The following is an 18,936-nucleotide window of genomic DNA, read 5'->3' on the forward strand; positions in this document are numbered from 1 at the left end:
CCACGGCATCACGCTGTCGAAGGAAACCGTGCGCCACCTGATGAGCGACGCCGGGTTATGGATCCCGCGCCGTCAGCGTCCGCCGAATCGCTACCGGCCACGGGCACCCCGATCGTAATCAGCTCTTCCAATCCAAATATGCTGTCGTTATCTTCCGAACTGCGCTGATAGCTCCTAAAAATGCACTCACAACCCCAAGTAGTATCGTTAAACCGCCAAACCAATGAAGCAAGTGGCCGGCGACGGTGAGCATTGTCGACACAACGGATGAAGACGCAAGAATCTCCGTGTAGAACTTCTGTTCCTTAAGAGAATCCTTGGGCACTTCTGAGATGTTAGTGAAGGAGTAATATGCGAAAAATAGCCCAAGCACCGTGAAATTGATAACAATTATTTCCAGAATTGTTTGCGGATCCGAGGCGGAGGGTGCGTAGTGCACTACTTCCCAAACAGTAACGCCAACGGTCGCCACGTACACTGCGATAGCAATGATGTCGCGGATATTTATACGGGCGCCCAGATATCGCCAGAAAAGCATCGCCCTCAGGGTCGACACTACCCGGCAGAGCGCAGCCTTGCAATTAATCGGTGATTTCATTGGTTAATAAGCGCATAGCCCGACGCGAGTGCCAACCCAGCCTGACACTCGAACATGCTTCGATACACTGGCGCGAAAATATGTCAATTGTTCGGCAACCCACTTGAGCAGTACCAGTACATTTCACGACTGGTCGATGAAGTTCGACGAATGTATTTGAAACTGGCTAAAGTCCGGCCGAACTCAAAATCTGACTTCCGTTGCCAGTTCAAGTCAACTTCCGCCGACCACTCTCCCCGCTTAAACGCATACGAAATGCTCAAGGGCTGCGGATGTATGTTCGATTCTTCAAAGTGCTGCGCAAATATTTGCTTAACGGCGACGACCAACTCTTTACGGATGCTATCGTCTGGTTCAACGTACTCATCGGACATGCGTTTTCCTTTGCGGCCGAAGCCACTTTTCCGTGCTGGCTCGAATGTTGAATCTGCGCCCAATAATAGTTAACGGCATCCGGGCATCAATCTTTATCCAAAACCCCGTCGAATGCCGCGATAGCTTCCCATCGTTCCATCCGGGTCACCTCCAGATATGCGGCGACGCGATCCAGATGAAAATGCCCGCGCAGCAAGCGCACCGTGTCGAGCGAATGGCCTTGCGCCACCGGGCGGCTTGCAAATGCCCGATGCCCAAAACCTGTTCAAACGGTCAGTTTTGGTGCGAGATGTCTCCATTACCTAGCATGCCGGACGGGCGTCAACGCCAGAAAACAAGACAAATTCAATCCGAATCAAATTGGCACACACGTTGCTTGATGCCTATGCATTTTCTGGCGCACTCAAACAGGAGGAGACTTTCATGTCCGATGCACAAGCGTACCGACGTCGATTGCTCGCGGGGCTGGCCGCCGCGGCCGCCCTTCCCCTCATCGGGAAAAACGCATTCGCGTCGTCCCCGAAAATCAAGGTGGCGGGCGTGCATTCGGATCCCGTCGCCAATGCCTGGAACGCCCGCCTGCATGAAGCCCTGCAGCAGGCCGCGAAGGCGGGACGAATCGACTACGTGTTCTCTGAATCGGTCTCGAACACCGACTATCCGCGCGTGTTGCGCGAGTATGCCAACCAGGGCGCACAACTGATCGTCGGCGAATCGTATGGCACCGAGCGCGACAGCCGCGCAGTCGCCCGGGACTATCCCAAAGTCGGCTTTCTGATGGGCTCCAGTTCGGGCCCAGCAGGCGACAACTTCGGCGTGTTCGGCACGTGGAACCATGAAGCCGCCTACCTGACCGGCATCCTCGCCGGCCACATGACGAAGACCGGCAAGCTCGGCGCGGTGGGTGGCTATCCGATCCCCGAAGTCAACCGGCTGATCAATGCATACAGGCTCGGTGCGAGCGAAGCCAAACCAGGTCTCGTGTTTCAGTCCGGGTTCATCAACACGTGGTTCGACCCGCCCAAAGCCAAGGAAGCCGCGCTCGCGCAAATCGACAGCGGCTGCGACATCCTGTTCGGCGAGCGCATCGGCACGGCGGACGGCGCGAAAATGCGCGGCAAACTCGCGATCGGCTCATTGATGGACTATATGCCCCGCTATCCCGGCACCGTGTATTCGAACGCGTCCTGGTACTTCGATCCGATCCTCGAAGCAGCCCTTGCCGATCTCGCCGCGGGCAAGCCCGTGGGCCGCGACTACAGCCCCTATAGCATGATGGCGCGTGGCGGCAACGACATCACCTTCGACAGATCGCTCGTCCCCGCCGCCGCGCTCGCGCAGATGGAAGCGCGGCGAACCGCAATCAAATCGGGTGCGTTCAAGGTGCCGGTGAACGACGCCAAGCCGGCATAACACTCGATGAGCTTCGACGAACAGGACTACGTGAGCGCCGATGCGACCGCGCTCGCACAGGCGATTGCAGAAGGACGCACGGATTCGAGCACGTTGCTGTCGATCGCACGCGCGCGCGCCCAACGCCTCAACCCCGTGCTCGGCGCAATCAGCCATTTCAGCAATCCCCATGCTATGGCGACGGGCAGCATGGGCAACGCAAGCAGCGCCAGCACGTTCAACGGTGTCCCGATCGCCGTCAAGGACCTGGGCGCACCGCTTGCCGGCGTTCCCACGTTTGCGGGATCGCGGGTGCTGCAACGCGTCGATCAACCGGCGCCGCACGACGGCGCATTGATCGGCGCGTTGAAGCAAGCGGGCTTGATCCCTTTCGCCAAAACCACGGTGCCGGAGTTCGGGCTGAACCTGTCGAGCGAACCCGCATGCGGGCCGGCCTCGCGTAATCCGTGGGCGCTGGAATTCAGTTCGGGCGGCTCATCCGGTGGATCCGCCGCGGCCGTCGCGGCCGGGATCGTCCCGATCGCCCATGCCACCGACGCAGGCGGGTCGATCCGCATCCCCGCTGCCGCGTGCGGCGTGCTCGGCCTGAAACCGGGGCGTAACGTGATCAGGCGCGGCCCCGACTACGGCAACGTATTCGGTACGCTTGCCGCCGAATTCGTCGTGACGCGCAGCGTGCGCGATGCTCAATCCGTCTGGCAAGCAGTGACAGGACAACACGCGCTGCTACACCTCCCCCGTTTGAATATCGTGCTGATGGTCGATGCTCCGCAGGGTGTCCCGGTCGATCCGGCATGGCAGCAGGCTGCCGTCTCGGCTGCCGCTGTAATGGAAGCCGCTGGTCACAAGATCACGAGCATCACGCCGCAGCACCTCCACGGGTTGCGGCAGGCGAGTGCAGACGCCACGCTGGCTTTCGAAACCTACGCATGCAGAAGCGCAGCCGCCGCGGCGCTCGCGCTCGCGCCACGGGACGGAGAGTTCGAATCGATCACCTGGTGCGCTGCCCGTCGGGGAGAGTCGCTCAATGCACTCGATCATCAGCAAGCCGAAGTAGCGGTTGCCCGCGCCACGGATATCATGAGCGACCTGTTCGCCGATTTCGACGTGCTGCTGACACCTGCACTCGCGCTGCCCTTGCCGGAGATCGGCGTGTTGCGCACAGACGGCGAAGATCTCGACGCCCATTTCGCGAGATTCACGCGTTACGCGCCGTTCTCGCCGCTCGCCAATGCGGCAGGTTGCCCAGCCATTGCCGTGCCGCACGGATCCGCCCTTGGGCGGCCGTTGTCGGTCCAACTGATGGCGCGCCAGCGCGCCGAACCGCTTCTGCTCGCGCTTGCCGCACAACTCGAATCGCGCGCACCGTGGCCGCCTGTCGCACCGGGTTTCTCGTCATGACGGAGTCCACCAGAACACCCGTGCTCGAACTGCACGGCATCACCAAACGTTTCGGCGACATGTACGCCAACCGCGATATTTCATTGACGCTGCAGCGCGGTGAAGTGCTGGGCCTGCTAGGCGAAAACGGCGCGGGCAAGACCACGCTGATCAACATTCTCTTCGGCCACTACGTCGCCGACGCGGGCAGCATCCGGATCAGCGGGCAGCCACTCGAAAGCGGTTCGCCGCGCGCGGCTCTCGCAGCGGGCATTGGTCTCGTCCACCAGCATTTCACACTGGCGTCGAACCTGACGGTACTCGAGAACGTCATCGCCGGTACCGAATCGATCTGGCGCCTCGCGTCGAACAAACGGATGGCCAAAGAACGGCTACGCTCGCTCAGCAGGCAATTCGGTCTCGACATCGATCCCGATATGCGAGTCGCCCGGCTCTCAGTGGGGCAACGCCAGCGCGCGGAGATATTGAAATCGCTCTATCGGGACGCCGATATTCTCGTGCTCGACGAACCCACCGCCGTTCTTACTCCCGCCGAATCGCTGGCGTTGTTCGAGACGCTTAAACGTATGGCGCATCATGGGTTGTCAGTGATCCTGATCAGCCACAAGCTCGATGAGGTTCTGCGCGTCGCGGATCGCGTCGCCGTGCTGCGTGCCGGTCAACTCGTCAGCGAGCGCCCGACTGCCGGGCTTCAACGGGATGCGCTCGCGGAACTGATGGTCGGGCGCCGGGTGAGCCGCCCGCAGCGCAAGCCGCTCGCCGCGGGTTCGCCGGTGTTGCAACTGGACCGCGTGAGTGTCGCGGGCACGCCGGGATTGCACGCTGCGTCGCTTACCGTCAGAGCGCGCGAGGTGGTCGCGGTGGTCGGCGTGGCGGGAAATGGTCAGCGCGCATTGATCGACCTCGTGTGCGGGCTCGCCGTGCCCGCCACCGGCACACTGACGCGCAACGGCCGCCTCGCGAAGCGCGGCGACCTGTCCGGCATGCACCGCATGGGTGTCGCGCGTATTCCGGAAGATCGCCATGAGGAAGGCGTTGTCGGCGATATGGCGTTGTGGGAAAACGCGATTCTCGAGGACCTCGCCGAACCTCGCTTCGTTCGTTACGGTTGGGTACGGCGCAACGCGGCACGCGCGCACACCGCGAACCTGATTGCCGCGTTCGACATTCGCTGCCAGGGCGTCAATCAGAGAACCCGTCTGCTTTCAGGCGGCAACATGCAAAAGCTGATTATCGGGCGTGGGCTCGTCACGGCACCCACGTTGATCATCGCCTGCCAGCCGGTTCGCGGACTCGACGAAGGCGCCATTGCCGAAGTCCACACGCGTCTGCTCGACGCGCGCGAGCGCGGCGCGGGAATATTGCTGATTACCGAGGATCTCGACGAAGCATTCGCGCTCGCGGATTGCATCGTCGTCATGCAGAACGGCCGTGTCTCCGAAGCGATTCCAGGGCCGCAATTCGACGCGAACCAGATAGGTTTGCTGATGCTCGGCGAACATGCGCCAAACGAAAAGGATGCAAGCTGACATGCGCATTGAACGTCGTGACACCCGTTCCGCGAAACTCGTGGCAGGCGGCAGCATTGCCGCGCTGATCGTCATGGTCGCGCTGGGGTCCTTGCTGATCGCCACAACTGGCGCGCCCGTGCTGGCAAGCTGGCGTGCGCTCGTAACCGGCGCATTCGGATCCCGGCTTGCGATCAGCGAAGTGCTGACGCGCACCACGCCGCTCATTCTGACCGGGCTCGCCTGCGCGGTCGCGTTCCGCGCGCGACTATGGAACATTGGCGCGGAGGGGCAGCTTTATGCGGGCGCGCTCGCGGTTGCCGCGCTCGGCAGCGGTCTGATCGGGGCGCCGTCCATCGTGCTGATCCCCCTTCTGATGACCGCCGGCTTCGCTGCGGGAAGCGCGTACCTGCTGGGTCCCGCGTTGCTCAAACGCTTCCTGAACGTCGACGACGTGGTGACCACCCTCCTCCTCAACTTCGTGATGGGGCTGATCGTCTCGTTGCTGGTTCAAGGGCCGATGCGCGATCCCCTCTCGATGGGATGGCCGCAAACCATGCCGGTCGTGGATCAGGCCGTGCTGCCGAAACTGATGGCGCAAACCCGCCTGCACGTCGGCCTGCTCGTCGCGCTCGCATGGGCGCTCGTCGCCAGTGTGATCGAAGCACGCTCCGCGTTCGGACTGAAACGCCGAGCCGCAGGCGCGGCACCGCAGGCGGCACGCTTTACGGGCATTTCGGCGACCAGGGTGATGATCCTGACCGCGCTCTGGTCCGGAGGACTGGCGGGGCTGGCCGGCGCCGTCGAGGTCATGGGGCTGCGCGGCTACGTGACGGGCGATCTGTCGCCGGGTTTTGGCTACACCGGCGTGATCATCGCGATGCTCGCGCAACTGAATCCGCTTGCGGTTGTGCCTTCGGCATTCGCGGTCGCGGCGGTCTTCGTGGGTGCCGATGCGATGAGTCGCGCGTACAACGTGCCCGGCTACATTGCCGACGTGATGGTCGGCCTCTCGCTCTTCGTGATGCTCGGCACCTCCTTTCTGCTCGGCTACCGGATCAAACGATGACTGACTCCCTGCACATCCTGTTGACTGCGTCGATCTGGGCTGCCGTGCTGCGGATCGCGACGCCGCTCATTTTCGGCATGCTGGGCGAACTGCTTTGCGAGCGGGCGGGCATCGTCAATCTCGGCATCGAGGGGATCATGACCGTGGGGGCGTTGAGCGCGTGGCTCGCGGCTCACGCAGGACTCGGCCTCTGGACTGCCTGGCTGGTGGCGGCTCTGGTGGGCGCCCTCTTCGGTGCGTTTCATGGACTGTTCTCGATCTCGCTCGCGCAATCCCAGCACGTGACGGGGCTCGGCGTCACTTTGCTGGCGAGCGGACTCGCGTCGTTTGTTTATTCGGTATCCGTAACGTCAGCAGGATCGCCGCCGACCATCACGCCGTTCTCGCCGTTGCTGCTGCCGTTCATTCACGCGCCCTTCCTCCAGGCAACGGCGCCCACGTATCTTGCCTTTGCCCTCGCGGCGCTGCTCGCGTATGTCTTGTGGCGCACGCCATTGGGTCTTGCGATCCGGCTCGTGGGTGAACATCCGCAAGCCGCGCATGCGCAAGGGTTGAGCGTGGTTGCGATCCGCTACGGCGCGCTCTGCACGGGAAGCGCGATCATGGCGCTGGGCGGGGCCTTTCTGACGACTGCGGTGTTCAACAGCTTCGTCATCAATATGGTGCAGGGGCGTGGATGGATGGCGCTGGCGCTGGTCGTTTTCGGCGCGTGGCGACCTGGTCTGGGTCTGCTCGGCGCGTTGCTCTACGCAACGTTCGACGCGTATCAGTTGCGCTTGCAGACGCAGTTCCCGAATATCCCGTATCAACTGTTTCTGGCCGCGCCTTATCTGCTTGCGATTGTCGCGATGATTCCAATGGCCAGACGCGCAATCGGCCCGCAAGCGTTGATGAAAGCTTATGTGAAGGGAGACCGGTGACGGCGCCAGCGAGACGGCTCCTGCATCGGTCCTATCCTGATGATGCCCATCCCTCCCTCCGATGGAGTACCTCCTCGCGCCGCTTGCCCCACCGATATTGGCCGGTGAATGTCTGCAGAGTGACGACACCTCTGGAGAGCGAACGTGAGTTCAGTAAACGATGCAGGTCAGCAACTTCATCTTCCCGCGCAAGCCGACGCGACAGGACTGCATAGAAAGATCGGCTGGGTGGGCGCATTCTGGGTAGCCAGCGGCGTCCCGGCGCTGGTGCTGTTCTCGATCGGCTCGATTGCCGCGACCGTCGGCAAGCCGTCGTGGATCATCTGGGCGATTTCGATCTGTTTCGGCTTCATCCAGTCGTTCTCCTATGCGGAAATCGCCGGACTGTTCCCGCACAAGTCCGGCGGCGCGTCGGTGTATGGCGCGGTTGCCTGGGTGCGCTACAGCAAGCTGCTCGCCCCGCTCTCCGTCTGGTGCAACTGGTTCGCGTGGTCGCCGGTGCTGGCAATCGGTTCGGGCCTCGGCGCAGGCTACGTGCTGAACATGCTGTTCCCGGCGACCGCGGCAATCAATACCTGGCAGTTCACGCTGGTCGATCTGGGCTGGCTGTCGAGCGGACTGAGTCTGCGGATCAATGCGACCTTCGTGATCGGCGCCGCGATTCTGCTGACGACCTTCGCCATCCAGCATCGCGGCATTCTGCAGGCCGCGCGGCTCCAGATGATTCTCGCGATCTCCGCCTTGCTGCCGCTGCTGCTGGTCGGCGTGTATCCGCTGCTGACCGGCGATCTGCCGATGCACAACCTGTTCCCGCTCTATCCGCTGGCCAAAGACGCAGGCGGCCGCGTGATAGACGGCACGTGGAATCTGAGCGGCATCGAACTGATGGCCGGTGGACTTTTTATCGCAGCCTGGTCCACCTACGGATTCGAAACCGCCGTCTGCTATACGCGCGAATTCAAGGATCCACGCCGCGATACGGTCAAGGCAATCGTCTATTCCGGACTGCTGTGCCTCGTGTTCTTCACGCTTGTTCCGCTTGCTTTCCAGGGCGCGCTCGGTCTCGGTCAACTCGTGTCGCCCGAAGTCAAGGATGCCGCCGGTAACGTCACGCAACCCGCGGTCTACGACGGCATTCTGTCGCCCGGAATCTATAGCGGGATGGGTGTTTCAGAGGCGATGGCGAAAATCGTACACGCCGGCGGTTGGGGCGAATTCATTCTGAAGCCGATGCTGGTATTCGCGCTCGTGCTCGCCATCATGACCTCGATGGCGGGGTCGTCGCGCACGCTCTATCAGGCTTCCGTCGACGGCTGGCTGCCCCGCTATCTTTCGCACGTCAACCACAACGGCGCACCGACGCGCGCGATGTGGACCGATCTCGTATTCAATCTCGTGCTGTTGCTGATGTCCGACTACGTCGTCGTACTGGCGATGTCGAATGTCGGCTACATCATCTTCAACTTCCTGAACCTCAACGCGGCGTGGATCCATCGTCTCGACAGGCCGACCTGGGAGCGGCCGTTCAAAGCGTCGAAATGGGTGCTCGGCGCGGGCGCCGTTCTGTCGTTCGTCAACCTCGCGCTGATGGGACTGGGCGCGGACGTGTGGGGCAAAGGCACGCTGATTTCCGGCATCGTGTTCTCCGCGCTGATCGTACCGGTGTTCATCTGGCGTCACTACGTGACCGACAAAGGCCGCTTTCCGGATGCAATGCTCGACGATATGGACCTGTCGAACTCCGGCACCCAGCGGCGCGCCGGAGTTCTGCCGTACGCGGCGTTGCTGCTCGGCGTGGCAGTGGTGTTCGTGAGTCACTGGATCGCGACCTGACTGAACACGCGTCTGTTTCGCTGAGAACCGGCCGGCCGTGTGGCGCGACTCAGCGCGACTCAGCGCGACTCACCGCGTCACACGGCCGATATTCATCGCACCGCGAAGATCGCGCCTTCGATACCGAGCACTTCGCTGCTCGCCGAATAGATACCGATACCGCGCTCCCATACACTTCTCACGTCGCCACTCGCCCTTCGGATGCGATAGCGCAGCTCGAACGGCCGGCGATCCGCGAGTGCTTCCTGCACGCCGCGCCACACGTAATCCACGTCGGCCTGCACGATCAACTGGCTGTAACTATGTTCGTGACTGTCGACGAACCAGGCCGCCGGATAGCCCGTCAATTCTTCGCACCCATCGCTGACGAACTCCATCGACCACGACGGATTATTGCGGCCCCGGTAGATCAATCCCGGTACACCGTTCAGGAGTCCCATCGCGCTGCGCAGCCTCGCTTCGATTGACGTCTGCTGACGCTTTTGCGCGGTCGCGTCGAATGCGGACACAAAGAAAGCCCCGTCGTGCCGACGACATGTCAACTCCAGCCAGCGAAGCTCGCCGGGTGGACGCACGAACCGTATCCGCTCGCGAATGCAGACACCGGCTTCAGCATGCGTGCGCTCCAGCATCTCTCGCCAGATCGGGCGATCTTCCGGATGGATATATCCGGCCATCTCGGCGCCCACTGAGTGGGCGTCCATCAACTCGCCCCATGCAGCGTTCGCATTGCGAATGCGGCCGTCGTCATCCACTTGAAGCAGCGCGACCGGAAACGCGTCGAGGCTCGGCGCGCTCGCGTTCCTTTCGCTTGCAACAGCATTGTCTTGCATGTGTTTAAACCTTCATCATTGACGCCCGATGGCATCGCGGTGAGCCCACGCCGCCAGTTCAAGCCGGGAGCGCAAATTCAGCTTGCGCAGCAGATTCTTGACATAGACCTTGACGGTACCGTCGCTGATGCCCAACTGCCGCGCGATCTGCTTATTGCTCATGCCCTCCGAGATGAGCGCCAGAGTCTGTGCTTCACGCTCGGTCAGTTCGACCTGACGAGCGCTTCTTTCTCCTTCGGGCAGGTCGGCGTCTTTCGCGAGAAGCGTGACCAGACAATCGTCGAGCACGATCACGCCTTGCACGCAGTTGCGTATGTACACGCGCAGATCCTCGGGTTCGGTTTCCTTCAGCATATAGCCGTCTGCGCCGAGGCGAAGCGCGCTCAACAATTCGTTGCGATCGAGCGATGCCGTCAGCACGACCTTGCGGCAGTCGATTTCGAGCTGGCTGAGTTCGTCGAGTACATGCAAGCCGCCGAGTCCCGGCATGTGAAGATCGATCAGGATCAGACCGGGCTTCAACTGCTCCGCGAGCGTAATACCTTGCCGGCCGCTGGACGCTTCGCCGACCACCTGAAACTCGCCGGTCGAGTTGAAGTACTCGGCGAGGCCACGCCGGAACAGCGGATGATCGTCAATCAGAAGCAAGGTCGTCGGACCCATCGAGACACTCCGTTCTGGCATCGTCATTCGGGACAAGCAGGCGTACCCGCGTGCCGTTCGGCTGCATATTGTCGATCGCGACCCGCGCGCCTATCGCACGTGCCCGCTCGCGCATGATTTCCAGCCCGTAGTGCGTATCTTCCACCGACGCAGGCCGCAACCCGAGTCCGTCGTCCGTTACGGTCACGCACAAGGTGCCGGGGGGCACACCGGTCACTTCGATGCGCGCGTGTTTGGCATGCGCATGGCGCACCACATTCGACAATGCTTCGCGCACGATCTGCAACGCGTGCAGCGCGACATCCGGTGCGAGTTCGATTTCCGGCACGCGGTTGTCCAGTTCGAACACGACGTTGCAGCGGCGCGAAAACTCATCGACGGAATCGGCCAGCGCCTGACGCCACGAGCGTCCTTCGAGCGTCAGGCGTGCGCCGGTGATCAATTGGCGAACGTCTCGCTGCAACCGCGTCATCGTGGTTCGCAACTCGGCAAGCAAGGGTTCCGCGATCTCGGGTTCGCGCGAGCGCTGCTGCACGCGGCTGACGAGAAACGACATGAAGCCGAGCTGCTGCGCGACTGAATCGTGAAGCTCGCGTATCAGCACCTGCGCGCCGCCTTCGGACGTGTTTGCGTTGTTCGCGTTGGTGGTGTTGTCCTGCGTTGTCTCCCGAATGAGGCCGATCGCGGCACCGAGCGACTGCGCTGCATTGCCGACCTCCGCCGTCAGTGCCTCGCTCGCGGGCGAAGCCAGTTCGAGCATCAGCACAGCGCCGCCGCACGGCGCAACCAGCCGCGAGCGGCCGTTGCGCGCGCATCCCGAACATGGCCGGCACGACGATCCGGCACGCGATGCCTTCAGCGCGCAGTCGCGCTGTTCCTCACACGCGGGTTGACCTCCCGACGCGCCCGCACCCAACGTTTCGCCCGCGATCACGAGCACCGCGCAACTGCCGGGAATCTCCGTTTCGAGCCAGCCGAGAAACCGCTGCAACGGCTGCGTCGACCGGTTTCCCCCTGCGATGTCGGCAAAGATCCGCAGCAGCGCATCGCGCAAGCTCAACGAAAGATCGACGCGATCGGCCTCGCCGGCGGCTTGCGACGATGCGTGTCGCGGCATCACGGTCCGGCTCGACGCCATGCAGGGCATCCCATGAGAAAAGCCAGTGTAGAGGCAAGAACCATGCCCTTTGACGCGTTGATTCCGCACCACGCCCGCACTACTCCTTTCGACATACCTCGTTATCAGGATTGAACGGCGTTTCCCTTTAAGAAACTATTTTGCTTGTGGGGAACGCAGCTTTTTCGCGTGTTTTGACCGTCGGCCCCGCAGGTTACAACGCACTCGAATGGCGCAAACGCCCCGTTTTAGTTCAGATGCCAATGCACACGATTGAAGCGACAAGACAGAACCGGCGACTCAACACATGACATCGACGCACAACAGAACCCTAGGCGCGCCTGCGAGCCTGCCGCACTATCAGACACTCCGGATACGTGAAGACGCACGTCGGCACGTCGTGGTGGTTCAAGCGGACGCACTCGCGAAGATCGCGGCTTTCATCGCGACGCTGCCGGAAGAGCCAGATGTGAGCACCGTGCTCGTTCAGGGCGATACGTCGGCAACGTCGGCGACATCGGCAATAGCGTATCGAGCATCGCTCTTTCCAACGCACGACGCGCTCGCGCGCCAATTTCTCGCGACGCTGGATCGCGCGGAGATCGGCATGCGGCTCTACATTTGCGGCGATGAAGCGTTCATCTGGCGCATCCGTCGACTCGCCGACGAAGCCGGCATGCTGCCCGAGGAAATCGCGTCCCAACTGGAGGCCGCACCGCGCGCGGTCTACTGCGTGCACTGCGCCGCATCGCACGTGTACGACACATTGCCTGAAGTCGCCTGCACCGGCTGCGGCATCAACCTGAGCGTGCGCCAGCATTTTTCGCAGCGCGCCGGTGCCTATCTCGGTGTTTGCGCGGACCCGGATCGTCCCTATGCGGAGCGTCGCGTATGAACACAATCGAAGTTCGCATCGCGGCAACCCGGCTGCTGACACCCGTGGTGCGCGAGTTCACGCTGATCGCCCTACACGGCCGGTTGCCGAAGTTCTCCTCCGGCAGTCACATCCAGGTGCAACTGCCGCTAGATGAGCGGCCCTTGCGCAACGCCTATTCGCTGCTCGGCGATCCGGCGGACGCGTCCCGCTATCGCATTGCCGTGCGCAAACAGGACGATTCGCGCGGCGGTTCAGTGTTCATGCACGAACGGCTGCGTGAAGGGGCGACGTTGAAGATCACGCGGCCTGCCAATCTGTTTGCGCTGCACTCGGGCGCTCGCGCGCACATCCTGATCGCGGGCGGTATCGGCATCACGCCGTTTGTCGCGCATGTCGCCGCACTGGAGCGGGACGCCGCCGATTTCGAATTGCACTACGCGTACCGGCAAGGACTCACCGACGCGTATCGCAACGAGTTGAGCGAACGCCTCGGCAGCCGGTTCCATGCGTACGACGGAACCCACGCACGCCTCGACATCGACCGGGTGCTACGCGGCCGGCCGCTAGGGACGCATCTCTATGTGTGCGGCCCTCTAGCGCTGCTGAATGCGGTGCGAGCCACGGCTCGCGCACTCGGCTGGCCGGACGGCCGCGTGCACTGGGAAGCGTTCGGCGCGCCCCAACCCGGCGCTCCGTTCGTCGCGACACTCATGCGTAGCGGCACGAGGCTCGACGTCGCCGCGGACCAAAGCCTGCTCGAAGCGCTCGAAGCACATGGACTCGAGATCCCGAACCTGTGCCGAGGCGGCGTGTGCGGTCAGTGCGCGACCCGTCATGTTGCGGGCGAAGTCGATCACCGCGATCTGTTCCTTCACGAATCCGAGCGCGCCACGCACCTGATGCCGTGCGTTTCACGCGCTCACAGCACGTCCCTTTTCCTGGATCTCTGAGGACCGCCCCATGAGCGTCGTTCTGAAGCCTGTCGAAAGCTATCGCGAAGCGTTTTCGTTTCGCAACAGCGAAACGGCGATCGCCCGTTTCCCGTTCCCTTTTCCCGAAGACGCGTACATGTATTCGGTCAATATCGAGCCGGCCACGTCGCGCGATCCGGGTTCGGTCTTCGAGCACTGGTTCGATATCGACGAGCACTACCGCTCCGAAATCGCCGAACGCTCGCTCGTGCTGCAGAGCGACACGCGCCGCTCGATGGCGATGCCGCACATGCAGAAGGCGTCGTGGGACGCGCTGGAAATGATCATGGAGCATCTTGCCCACGACTATCCCGAACTGTTTTCGCTGCAGCGCGACGGCGACCGGTGGTTATGGCGCAATCACGCGCTCGGCATCGAGCAGGCGTTTCATTTCGGCGATGCACGCACGCTGCCCTATGCGCCGCTCGAATACATCATGAGGCAGACGCAAGGCGACATCGCGTTGCTCGATCAGCGCGCCGGCGACCTCTTCATGGACGCCGGTGTCATCACCGGGCCGGCCGACTGGTCTCTCGCGTTCGATGCGGGAATGAGCTTCAAACAATGGCATTCGCCGGTGCCGATGGCGCACGACATGGGGATTTTCGATCGCGCGTTGAAGTACCTGCTGCAGATCCAGCTGGATCGTCCGGTCCGGCGTCTGAACTGGACGATCACGATCAACCCGCGCCTCGATACCTCGCCTGAAACCTATCACCTGTGGGGCGCGGAGCGCGGCCAGGTGACGCCGGAAAACGTCGCGCAATGCGTGCATCTGCGCGTCGAGCTGCAATTCATGGCGCGGCTGCCGCAGAGCAACGCGCTGATGTTCAGCATCCGCACCTATCTCGCGAGCATGGCCGAACTCGCCACTCATCCCGCGTGGGCGCGCCGTCTTCATCGGGTTCTGCGCGATCTGCCCGACCCGATTGCCGACTACAAGGGCATCACGCGTTACCGGAAGACGCTCGTCGACTGGTTGAGCCAGTTCGACGACGGCGTCTGACGCGCCACCCGATTCACGCACACCTCACCTCTGGAGTAAAAGACATGGCTAATTCTTGGCGTATTTCCGCGCTCGCGGACCGGCATCGCGCATTGGGATCGAACCTCGAAGACTGGAACGGAATGGGCACCGCGTGGACGTACTCGGGCGAGCTCGCGGACCAGCACGAGGCGATTCGCACGAAAGCCGGGCTGATGGACGTATCCGGTTTGAAGAAAGTCCACTATGTCGGCCCGCATGCGGAAAGCCTGCTCAACTGGGCCACGACGCGCGACATCGGCAAGCTCTATCCCGGCAAGTCGGTGTATGCGGCGATCCTGAATGAAGACGGCAAGTTCATCGACGACTGCATCGTCTACCGGACCGGACCCAATGCCTTCATGGTCGTGCACGGTTCAGGAACCGGTTATGAGCGCCTCGTTCGCTCCGCACAGGGCCGCCAGGTCGCCGTATTGTTCGACGACGATCTGCACGATCTGTCGTTACAGGGCCCAGCGGCCGTGGATTTCCTCGCGGAACACGTGCCGGGCATTCGCGATCTGCCCTACTTCCATCATCTGCAAACGCGGCTCTTCGGCAAGCCGGTGACGATCTCGCGCACCGGCTACACCGGCGAGCGCGGCTATGAGATCTTCTGCAAGGCCGCGGATGCGCCGTTGATCTGGGACACGGTCCTCGATAAAGGCGCGCCGTTCGGCATCGTCCCGTGCGCGTTTACGGCACTCGACTGGTTGCGCGTCGAAAGCTATCTGCTGTTTTTCCCCTACGACAACTCCGAGATGTACCCGTTCGCGAATGAAAAAGCGGGCGACACGCTGTGGGAACTCGGACTCGACTTCACCGTATCGCCGGGGAAAACCGAGTTCTGCGGCGCGGGCGAACATTTCCGTCTGCAAGGCAAGGAGCGTTTCAAGATCTTCGGCGTGCTGGTGGACTCGCAAGAAGCCGCTAATGGCGGCGACGCATTGTGGAGCGACGGCAAGCAGGTCGGCGTCGTCACGTGCGGCATGTACTCACGGCTCACCGGGCGTTCGATGGCTATTGCACGCGTCGACGTGGATTACGCACGCGAAGGCGCGCCGCTCGAAGTGCGCGGCCGTATCAAGGCTCGGGCAAACGCCGCAACGTTGCCGTTCGACGATCCGGAAAAAAAGAAACGCACCGCGACCGGCTGATTTCCGCCGGTTCTCCCGTGATGTCTGTCATACCGTACTTTCAGGAGTGTCGCAGTGACCCAGAACACCATACTGACGATCAGTTGCCCGGCTACATCCGGCATCGTCGCGGCCGTCACGTCGTATCTCGCGCAATCGGGCTGCTATATCAGCGAGCTCGCGCAATTCGACGACGAATCGAACGGCACCTTCTTCATGCGCGCGGTGTTCCGCTTCAACGAAGCGAAGACCGGCAACATCGATAAACTCCGCACCGACTTCGGCAGCATCGCGAACGACTTCGCGATGCAATGGAAGCTCCACAGCGCCGCGCAACCGATGAAGGTGCTGCTGATGGTCAGCAAGTTCGACCATTGCCTCGCCGACCTGCTGTACCGGCATCACAAAGGCCAGTTGCACATGCAGATCACCGCGATCGTGTCCAACCATCTGGATTTGCGGCCGATGGCGGAGCGCGAAGGCATCCGCTTCATCTATCTGCCGGTGACGCCGGAAACCAAGGATCAACAGGAAGCCGAACTGCTGAAGATCGTCGCGGAAACGGAGACGGAACTCGTGGTGCTCGCGCGCTACATGCAGATTCTCTCCAACAATCTCTGCAAGCAACTCGCCGGCCGCGCGATCAATATCCATCATTCGTTTCTGCCGGGATTCAAAGGCGCGAAACCCTATCACCAGGCGTTCGAACGCGGCGTCAAGCTGATTGGCGCCACCGCGCACTACGTCACGTCGGATCTCGACGAAGGACCGATCATCGAGCAGGAAGTGCAGCGTGTCGATCATGTGCTGCAACCCGACGGTCTCGTGGCGATCGGGCGCGATACGGAAACGGTGGCGCTGTCGCGCGCGGTGAAATTCCACACCGAACATCGCGTGTTCCTGAACCGCGACCGCACCGTGATCTTCCGATGAGCCAGGCCCAACACCACGCTCAACTCATCGACGGCAAAGCCGCCGCAGCAGCGTTGCTCGAAACCGTCCGGCAGGACGTGGCAGCGCTGCGCGCCAGCGGCGTAATCCCCACGCTCGCCGTCGTGCTGGTGGGCGACGATCCCGCGAGCCACGTCTATGTGCGCAACAAGGTGCTGCGCGCGAGCGAAGTCGGCATCCGCTCGCTCGAACACCGGCTGCCCGCGGACACCGGTCAGCACGCGTTGCTGAAGCTGATCGCCACGCTGAACGCCGATGCCGGCGTGAACGGCATTCTCGTGCAGATGCCGTTGCCCGCGCAGATCGACGAGGGCGCGGTGATCGACGCGATCGATCCGCACAAGGACGTGGACGGCTTTCATCGCGAGAACGTCGGCCGGCTGGTGCTCGGCGAACCGGCATTGACGCCCTGCACGCCAAGCGGCTGCCTGTTCCTGCTGAAGCAGACGCTGGGCGACCTGTCCGGCAAGCATGCGGTGGTGATCGGCCGCTCGAACATCGTCGGCAAACCGATGGCTGCGCTGCTGCTGCACGCGAACTGTTCGGTGACCGTGCTTCATTCGCGCAGCGTCGGCGCGCGCGAGTTGTGCCGTCAGGCCGATATCGTCGTCGCCGCTGTCGGGCGCGCGCAGATGATCGACGCAAGCTGGATCAAGCCGGGCGCAACCGTGATCGACGTCGGCATCAATCGCATCCAGGCCGGCGATAAAACGCGGCTCGTCGGCGATGCGGAGTTCGACAGCGTCGCGCGCGTGGCCGGCGCCATGACGCCGGTGCCCGGCGGTGTCGGTCCGATGACGATCGCCTTTCTGATGAAGAACACCGTGCTGGCGGCAAAACGTCAGTCGCAACACGACTTGTGAGGGAAAAGACCATGAAAAAACGCGTCGCAATCATAGGTGCGGGCCCTTCCGGAATGGCGCAATTGCGCGCGTTCCAGTCCGCGAGAGAAAAAGGTGCGGAGATTCCCGATATCGTCTGTTTCGAGAAACAGAAGGACTGGGGCGGCATGTGGAACTACACGTGGCGCACCGGCACCGACGAGAACGGCGAGCCCGTACACGGCAGCATGTATCGCTATCTGTGGTCCAACGGCCCGAAGGAATGTCTGGAGTTCGCGGACTACACGTTCGAGGAGCACTTCGGCAAACCGATCGCCTCCTATCCGCCTCGCGAGGTGTTGTGGGACTACATTCGCGGACGTGTCGAAAAAGCCGGCGTGCGGCCTTATATCCGCTTCAATACGGCGGTCCGTCAGGTGAGCTTCGACGCCGCCACTCAGAAGTTCGCCGTCACCGCACAAGACTTTTTCGCCGGCACGACGGTGCGGGAGGAATTCGATTATGTGATCAATGCATGCGGCCATTTTTCCACGCCGAATGCGCCGACGTTCCCCGGCTTCGAGAGTTTTGGCGGTCGCATCCTGCACGCGCACGATTTCCGCGACGCACTCGAATTCAAGGACAAGGACGTGCTGCTGATCGGCAGCAGCTATTCGGCGGAAGACATCGGCTCACAGTGCTACAAGTACGGCGCGAAGAGCATCACGAGTTGCTATCGCACGGCGCCGATGGGTTATCACTGGCCCGACAACTGGGAAGAGAAACCGCAACTGCAACGTGTGCGCGGCAATATTGCCTACTTCGCCGACAACACGCACAAGCGCGTCGACGCGATCATCCTGTGTACCGGCTATCAACATTATTTTCCGTTCCTGCCGGACGAACTGCGCCTGAAGACCAACAATCGCCTGTGGCCGTTGAACCTCTACCAGGGCATTTTCTGGGAGGACAACCCCGGCCTGATCTACCTCGGCATGCAGGACCTCTGGTATTCGTTCAACATGTTCGACGCCCAGGCCTGGTACGCGCGCGATGTGATTCTCGAACGCATCGCACTGCCGCCGAAAGCGGAAATGACCGCGCACAGCCTCACGTGGCGCGCGAAAGAAGAACAGCTCGTCACCAATCAGCAGATGTTCGAGTTTCAGGGCAGCTATATCCAGGCGTTGCTCGATGCGACCGATTACCCGAGTTTCGACATCGAGGGCGTGAACCGCACCTTCCTCGAATGGAAACACGACAAGCACGACGACATCATGGGCTACCGCAACAAGTCTTACCGCTCGCTGATGACCGGCACGCAATCGCCGCCGCATCACACGCCGTGGCTGTCGGCTCTCGACGACTCGATGGGCGCGTATCTGGGCGACCCCGTGCCGGCTTTGAAAACCGCCAGTTAAGTGGA

General features: G+C 62.1%; 19 protein-coding genes. 13 read left to right on the forward strand and 6 right to left on the reverse strand.

The window, feature by feature from the left end; genetic code table 11:
* Positions 1-118: 118 nt before the first annotated feature.
* From PQQ51_RS23025 to PQQ51_RS23035, 3 genes are all read right to left on the reverse strand, one after another.
* Complete coding sequence (locus PQQ51_RS23025) at positions 119-598, reverse strand: hypothetical protein (protein ID WP_408499154.1); 480 nt, start codon at positions 596-598, stop codon at positions 119-121.
* 83 nt (positions 599-681) lie between these two features.
* The gene (locus tag PQQ51_RS23030) at positions 682-972 is read right to left on the reverse strand and encodes a hypothetical protein (protein ID WP_408499155.1); all 291 of its coding nucleotides are present in this window, start codon (positions 970-972) and stop codon (positions 682-684) included.
* Positions 973-1,058: 86 nt separating this feature from the next.
* The gene (locus PQQ51_RS23035) at positions 1,059-1,202 is read right to left on the reverse strand and encodes a hypothetical protein (RefSeq protein WP_408499156.1); all 144 of its coding nucleotides are present in this window, start codon (positions 1,200-1,202) and stop codon (positions 1,059-1,061) included.
* Between the two features lie 194 nt (positions 1,203-1,396).
* Here PQQ51_RS23035 and PQQ51_RS23040 point away from each other — a divergent pair, with 194 nt between their 5' ends.
* The 6 genes from PQQ51_RS23040 (at position 1,397) to PQQ51_RS23065 (ending at position 9,117) form a co-directional block, all read left to right on the forward strand.
* On the forward strand, positions 1,397-2,386 hold the full coding sequence (locus PQQ51_RS23040) for a BMP family protein (protein ID WP_408499157.1): 990 nt from the start codon (positions 1,397-1,399) through the stop codon (positions 2,384-2,386).
* A gap of 6 nt (positions 2,387-2,392) precedes the next feature.
* Entirely contained in the window at positions 2,393-3,787 is a 1,395-nt protein-coding gene (locus PQQ51_RS23045; protein ID WP_408499158.1) for an amidase family protein, read from the forward strand.
* On the forward strand, positions 3,784-5,316 hold the full coding sequence (locus PQQ51_RS23050) for an ABC transporter ATP-binding protein (RefSeq protein WP_408499159.1): 1,533 nt from the start codon (positions 3,784-3,786) through the stop codon (positions 5,314-5,316). The genes PQQ51_RS23045 and PQQ51_RS23050 overlap by 4 nt, the downstream gene beginning before the upstream one ends.
* A 1-nt stretch (position 5,317) precedes the next feature.
* Positions 5,318-6,364 carry an ABC transporter permease gene (locus tag PQQ51_RS23055; protein ID WP_408499160.1) on the forward strand — a complete coding sequence of 349 codons (1,047 nt, stop codon included), beginning with the start codon at positions 5,318-5,320 and terminating at the stop codon, positions 6,362-6,364.
* Positions 6,361-7,284: an ABC transporter permease gene (locus tag PQQ51_RS23060; protein ID WP_408499161.1), complete on the forward strand. Its 924-nt coding sequence runs from the start codon at positions 6,361-6,363 to the stop codon at positions 7,282-7,284. The genes PQQ51_RS23055 and PQQ51_RS23060 overlap by 4 nt, the downstream gene beginning before the upstream one ends.
* Before the next feature lie 144 nt (positions 7,285-7,428).
* Entirely contained in the window at positions 7,429-9,117 is a 1,689-nt protein-coding gene (locus tag PQQ51_RS23065) for an APC family permease (protein ID WP_408499162.1), read from the forward strand.
* A 92-nt stretch (positions 9,118-9,209) separates the two neighbouring features.
* On the opposite strand, the gene PQQ51_RS23070 is transcribed toward PQQ51_RS23065, so the two are convergent.
* Genes PQQ51_RS23070 through PQQ51_RS23080 form a run of 3 tightly spaced genes read right to left on the reverse strand, consistent with a single transcriptional unit; the run spans position 9,210 to position 11,730 of the window.
* A complete protein-coding gene (locus PQQ51_RS23070; RefSeq protein ID WP_408499163.1) occupies positions 9,210-9,950 on the reverse strand; it encodes a PAS domain-containing protein in 741 nt (246 codons plus the stop codon).
* Between the two features lie 15 nt (positions 9,951-9,965).
* A complete protein-coding gene (locus PQQ51_RS23075; RefSeq protein ID WP_408499164.1) occupies positions 9,966-10,613 on the reverse strand; it encodes a response regulator in 648 nt (215 codons plus the stop codon).
* Positions 10,585-11,730, reverse strand: coding sequence for a sensor histidine kinase (locus PQQ51_RS23080; protein ID WP_408499165.1), 1,146 nt, complete (start codon positions 11,728-11,730; stop codon positions 10,585-10,587). Before PQQ51_RS23080 ends, PQQ51_RS23075 begins: the two co-directional genes overlap by 29 nt.
* Before the next feature lie 307 nt (positions 11,731-12,037).
* Here PQQ51_RS23080 and PQQ51_RS23085 point away from each other — a divergent pair, with 307 nt between their 5' ends.
* The 7 genes from PQQ51_RS23085 to PQQ51_RS23115 are packed head-to-tail and all read left to right on the forward strand — an operon-like array spanning position 12,038 to position 18,931.
* The gene (locus PQQ51_RS23085) at positions 12,038-12,625 is read left to right on the forward strand and encodes a dimethylamine monooxygenase subunit DmmA family protein (RefSeq protein ID WP_408499166.1); all 588 of its coding nucleotides are present in this window, start codon (positions 12,038-12,040) and stop codon (positions 12,623-12,625) included.
* A complete protein-coding gene (locus PQQ51_RS23090) occupies positions 12,622-13,557 on the forward strand; it encodes a PDR/VanB family oxidoreductase (protein WP_408499167.1) in 936 nt (311 codons plus the stop codon). Before PQQ51_RS23085 ends, PQQ51_RS23090 begins: the two co-directional genes overlap by 4 nt.
* 10 nt (positions 13,558-13,567) lie before the next feature.
* Positions 13,568-14,584 carry a heme-dependent oxidative N-demethylase family protein gene (locus PQQ51_RS23095; RefSeq protein WP_408499168.1) on the forward strand — a complete coding sequence of 339 codons (1,017 nt, stop codon included), beginning with the start codon at positions 13,568-13,570 and terminating at the stop codon, positions 14,582-14,584.
* A gap of 44 nt (positions 14,585-14,628) precedes the next feature.
* Positions 14,629-15,759: an aminomethyl transferase family protein gene (locus PQQ51_RS23100; protein WP_408499169.1), complete on the forward strand. Its 1,131-nt coding sequence runs from the start codon at positions 14,629-14,631 to the stop codon at positions 15,757-15,759.
* Positions 15,760-15,813: 54 nt separating this feature from the next.
* Complete coding sequence (gene purU / locus PQQ51_RS23105) at positions 15,814-16,671, forward strand: formyltetrahydrofolate deformylase (RefSeq protein ID WP_408499170.1); 858 nt, start codon at positions 15,814-15,816, stop codon at positions 16,669-16,671.
* Entirely contained in the window at positions 16,668-17,552 is an 885-nt protein-coding gene (folD, locus tag PQQ51_RS23110) for a bifunctional methylenetetrahydrofolate dehydrogenase/methenyltetrahydrofolate cyclohydrolase FolD (RefSeq protein ID WP_408499171.1), read from the forward strand. Before purU ends, folD begins: the two co-directional genes overlap by 4 nt.
* Before the next feature lie 11 nt (positions 17,553-17,563).
* Entirely contained in the window at positions 17,564-18,931 is a 1,368-nt protein-coding gene (locus PQQ51_RS23115) for a trimethylamine monooxygenase (protein WP_408499172.1), read from the forward strand.
* Positions 18,932-18,936: the final 5 nt, after the last annotated feature.

The sequence above is a fragment of the Paraburkholderia xenovorans genome, assembly GCF_046030735.1.
GTDB classification, from domain to species: Bacteria; Pseudomonadota; Gammaproteobacteria; order Burkholderiales; family Burkholderiaceae; genus Paraburkholderia; species Paraburkholderia xenovorans_A.

Bases quoted from the DNA above. Each gene is read 5' to 3' on its own strand.
- PQQ51_RS23090 (WP_408499167.1), top strand. From the start codon at position 12,622: ATGAACACAATCGAAGTTCGCATCGCGGCAACCCGGCTGCTGACACCC.
- folD (WP_408499171.1), top strand. From the start codon at position 16,668: ATGAGCCAGGCCCAACACCACGCTCAACTCATCGACGGCAAAGCCGCC.
- PQQ51_RS23115 (WP_408499172.1), top strand. From the start codon at position 17,564: ATGAAAAAACGCGTCGCAATCATAGGTGCGGGCCCTTCCGGAATGGCG.
- PQQ51_RS23095 (WP_408499168.1), top strand. From the start codon at position 13,568: ATGAGCGTCGTTCTGAAGCCTGTCGAAAGCTATCGCGAAGCGTTTTCG.
- PQQ51_RS23085 (WP_408499166.1), top strand. From the start codon at position 12,038: ATGACATCGACGCACAACAGAACCCTAGGCGCGCCTGCGAGCCTGCCG.
- PQQ51_RS23045 (WP_408499158.1), top strand. From the start codon at position 2,393: ATGAGCTTCGACGAACAGGACTACGTGAGCGCCGATGCGACCGCGCTC.
- PQQ51_RS23070 (WP_408499163.1), bottom strand. From the start codon at position 9,950: ATGCAAGACAATGCTGTTGCAAGCGAAAGGAACGCGAGCGCGCCGAGC.
- PQQ51_RS23030 (WP_408499155.1), bottom strand. From the start codon at position 972: ATGTCCGATGAGTACGTTGAACCAGACGATAGCATCCGTAAAGAGTTG.
- PQQ51_RS23060 (WP_408499161.1), top strand. From the start codon at position 6,361: ATGACTGACTCCCTGCACATCCTGTTGACTGCGTCGATCTGGGCTGCC.
- PQQ51_RS23080 (WP_408499165.1), bottom strand. From the start codon at position 11,730: ATGCCGCGACACGCATCGTCGCAAGCCGCCGGCGAGGCCGATCGCGTC.
- PQQ51_RS23025 (WP_408499154.1), bottom strand. From the start codon at position 598: ATGAAATCACCGATTAATTGCAAGGCTGCGCTCTGCCGGGTAGTGTCG.
- PQQ51_RS23100 (WP_408499169.1), top strand. From the start codon at position 14,629: ATGGCTAATTCTTGGCGTATTTCCGCGCTCGCGGACCGGCATCGCGCA.
- PQQ51_RS23050 (WP_408499159.1), top strand. From the start codon at position 3,784: ATGACGGAGTCCACCAGAACACCCGTGCTCGAACTGCACGGCATCACC.
- PQQ51_RS23055 (WP_408499160.1), top strand. From the start codon at position 5,318: ATGCGCATTGAACGTCGTGACACCCGTTCCGCGAAACTCGTGGCAGGC.
- PQQ51_RS23040 (WP_408499157.1), top strand. From the start codon at position 1,397: ATGTCCGATGCACAAGCGTACCGACGTCGATTGCTCGCGGGGCTGGCC.
- PQQ51_RS23075 (WP_408499164.1), bottom strand. From the start codon at position 10,613: ATGGGTCCGACGACCTTGCTTCTGATTGACGATCATCCGCTGTTCCGG.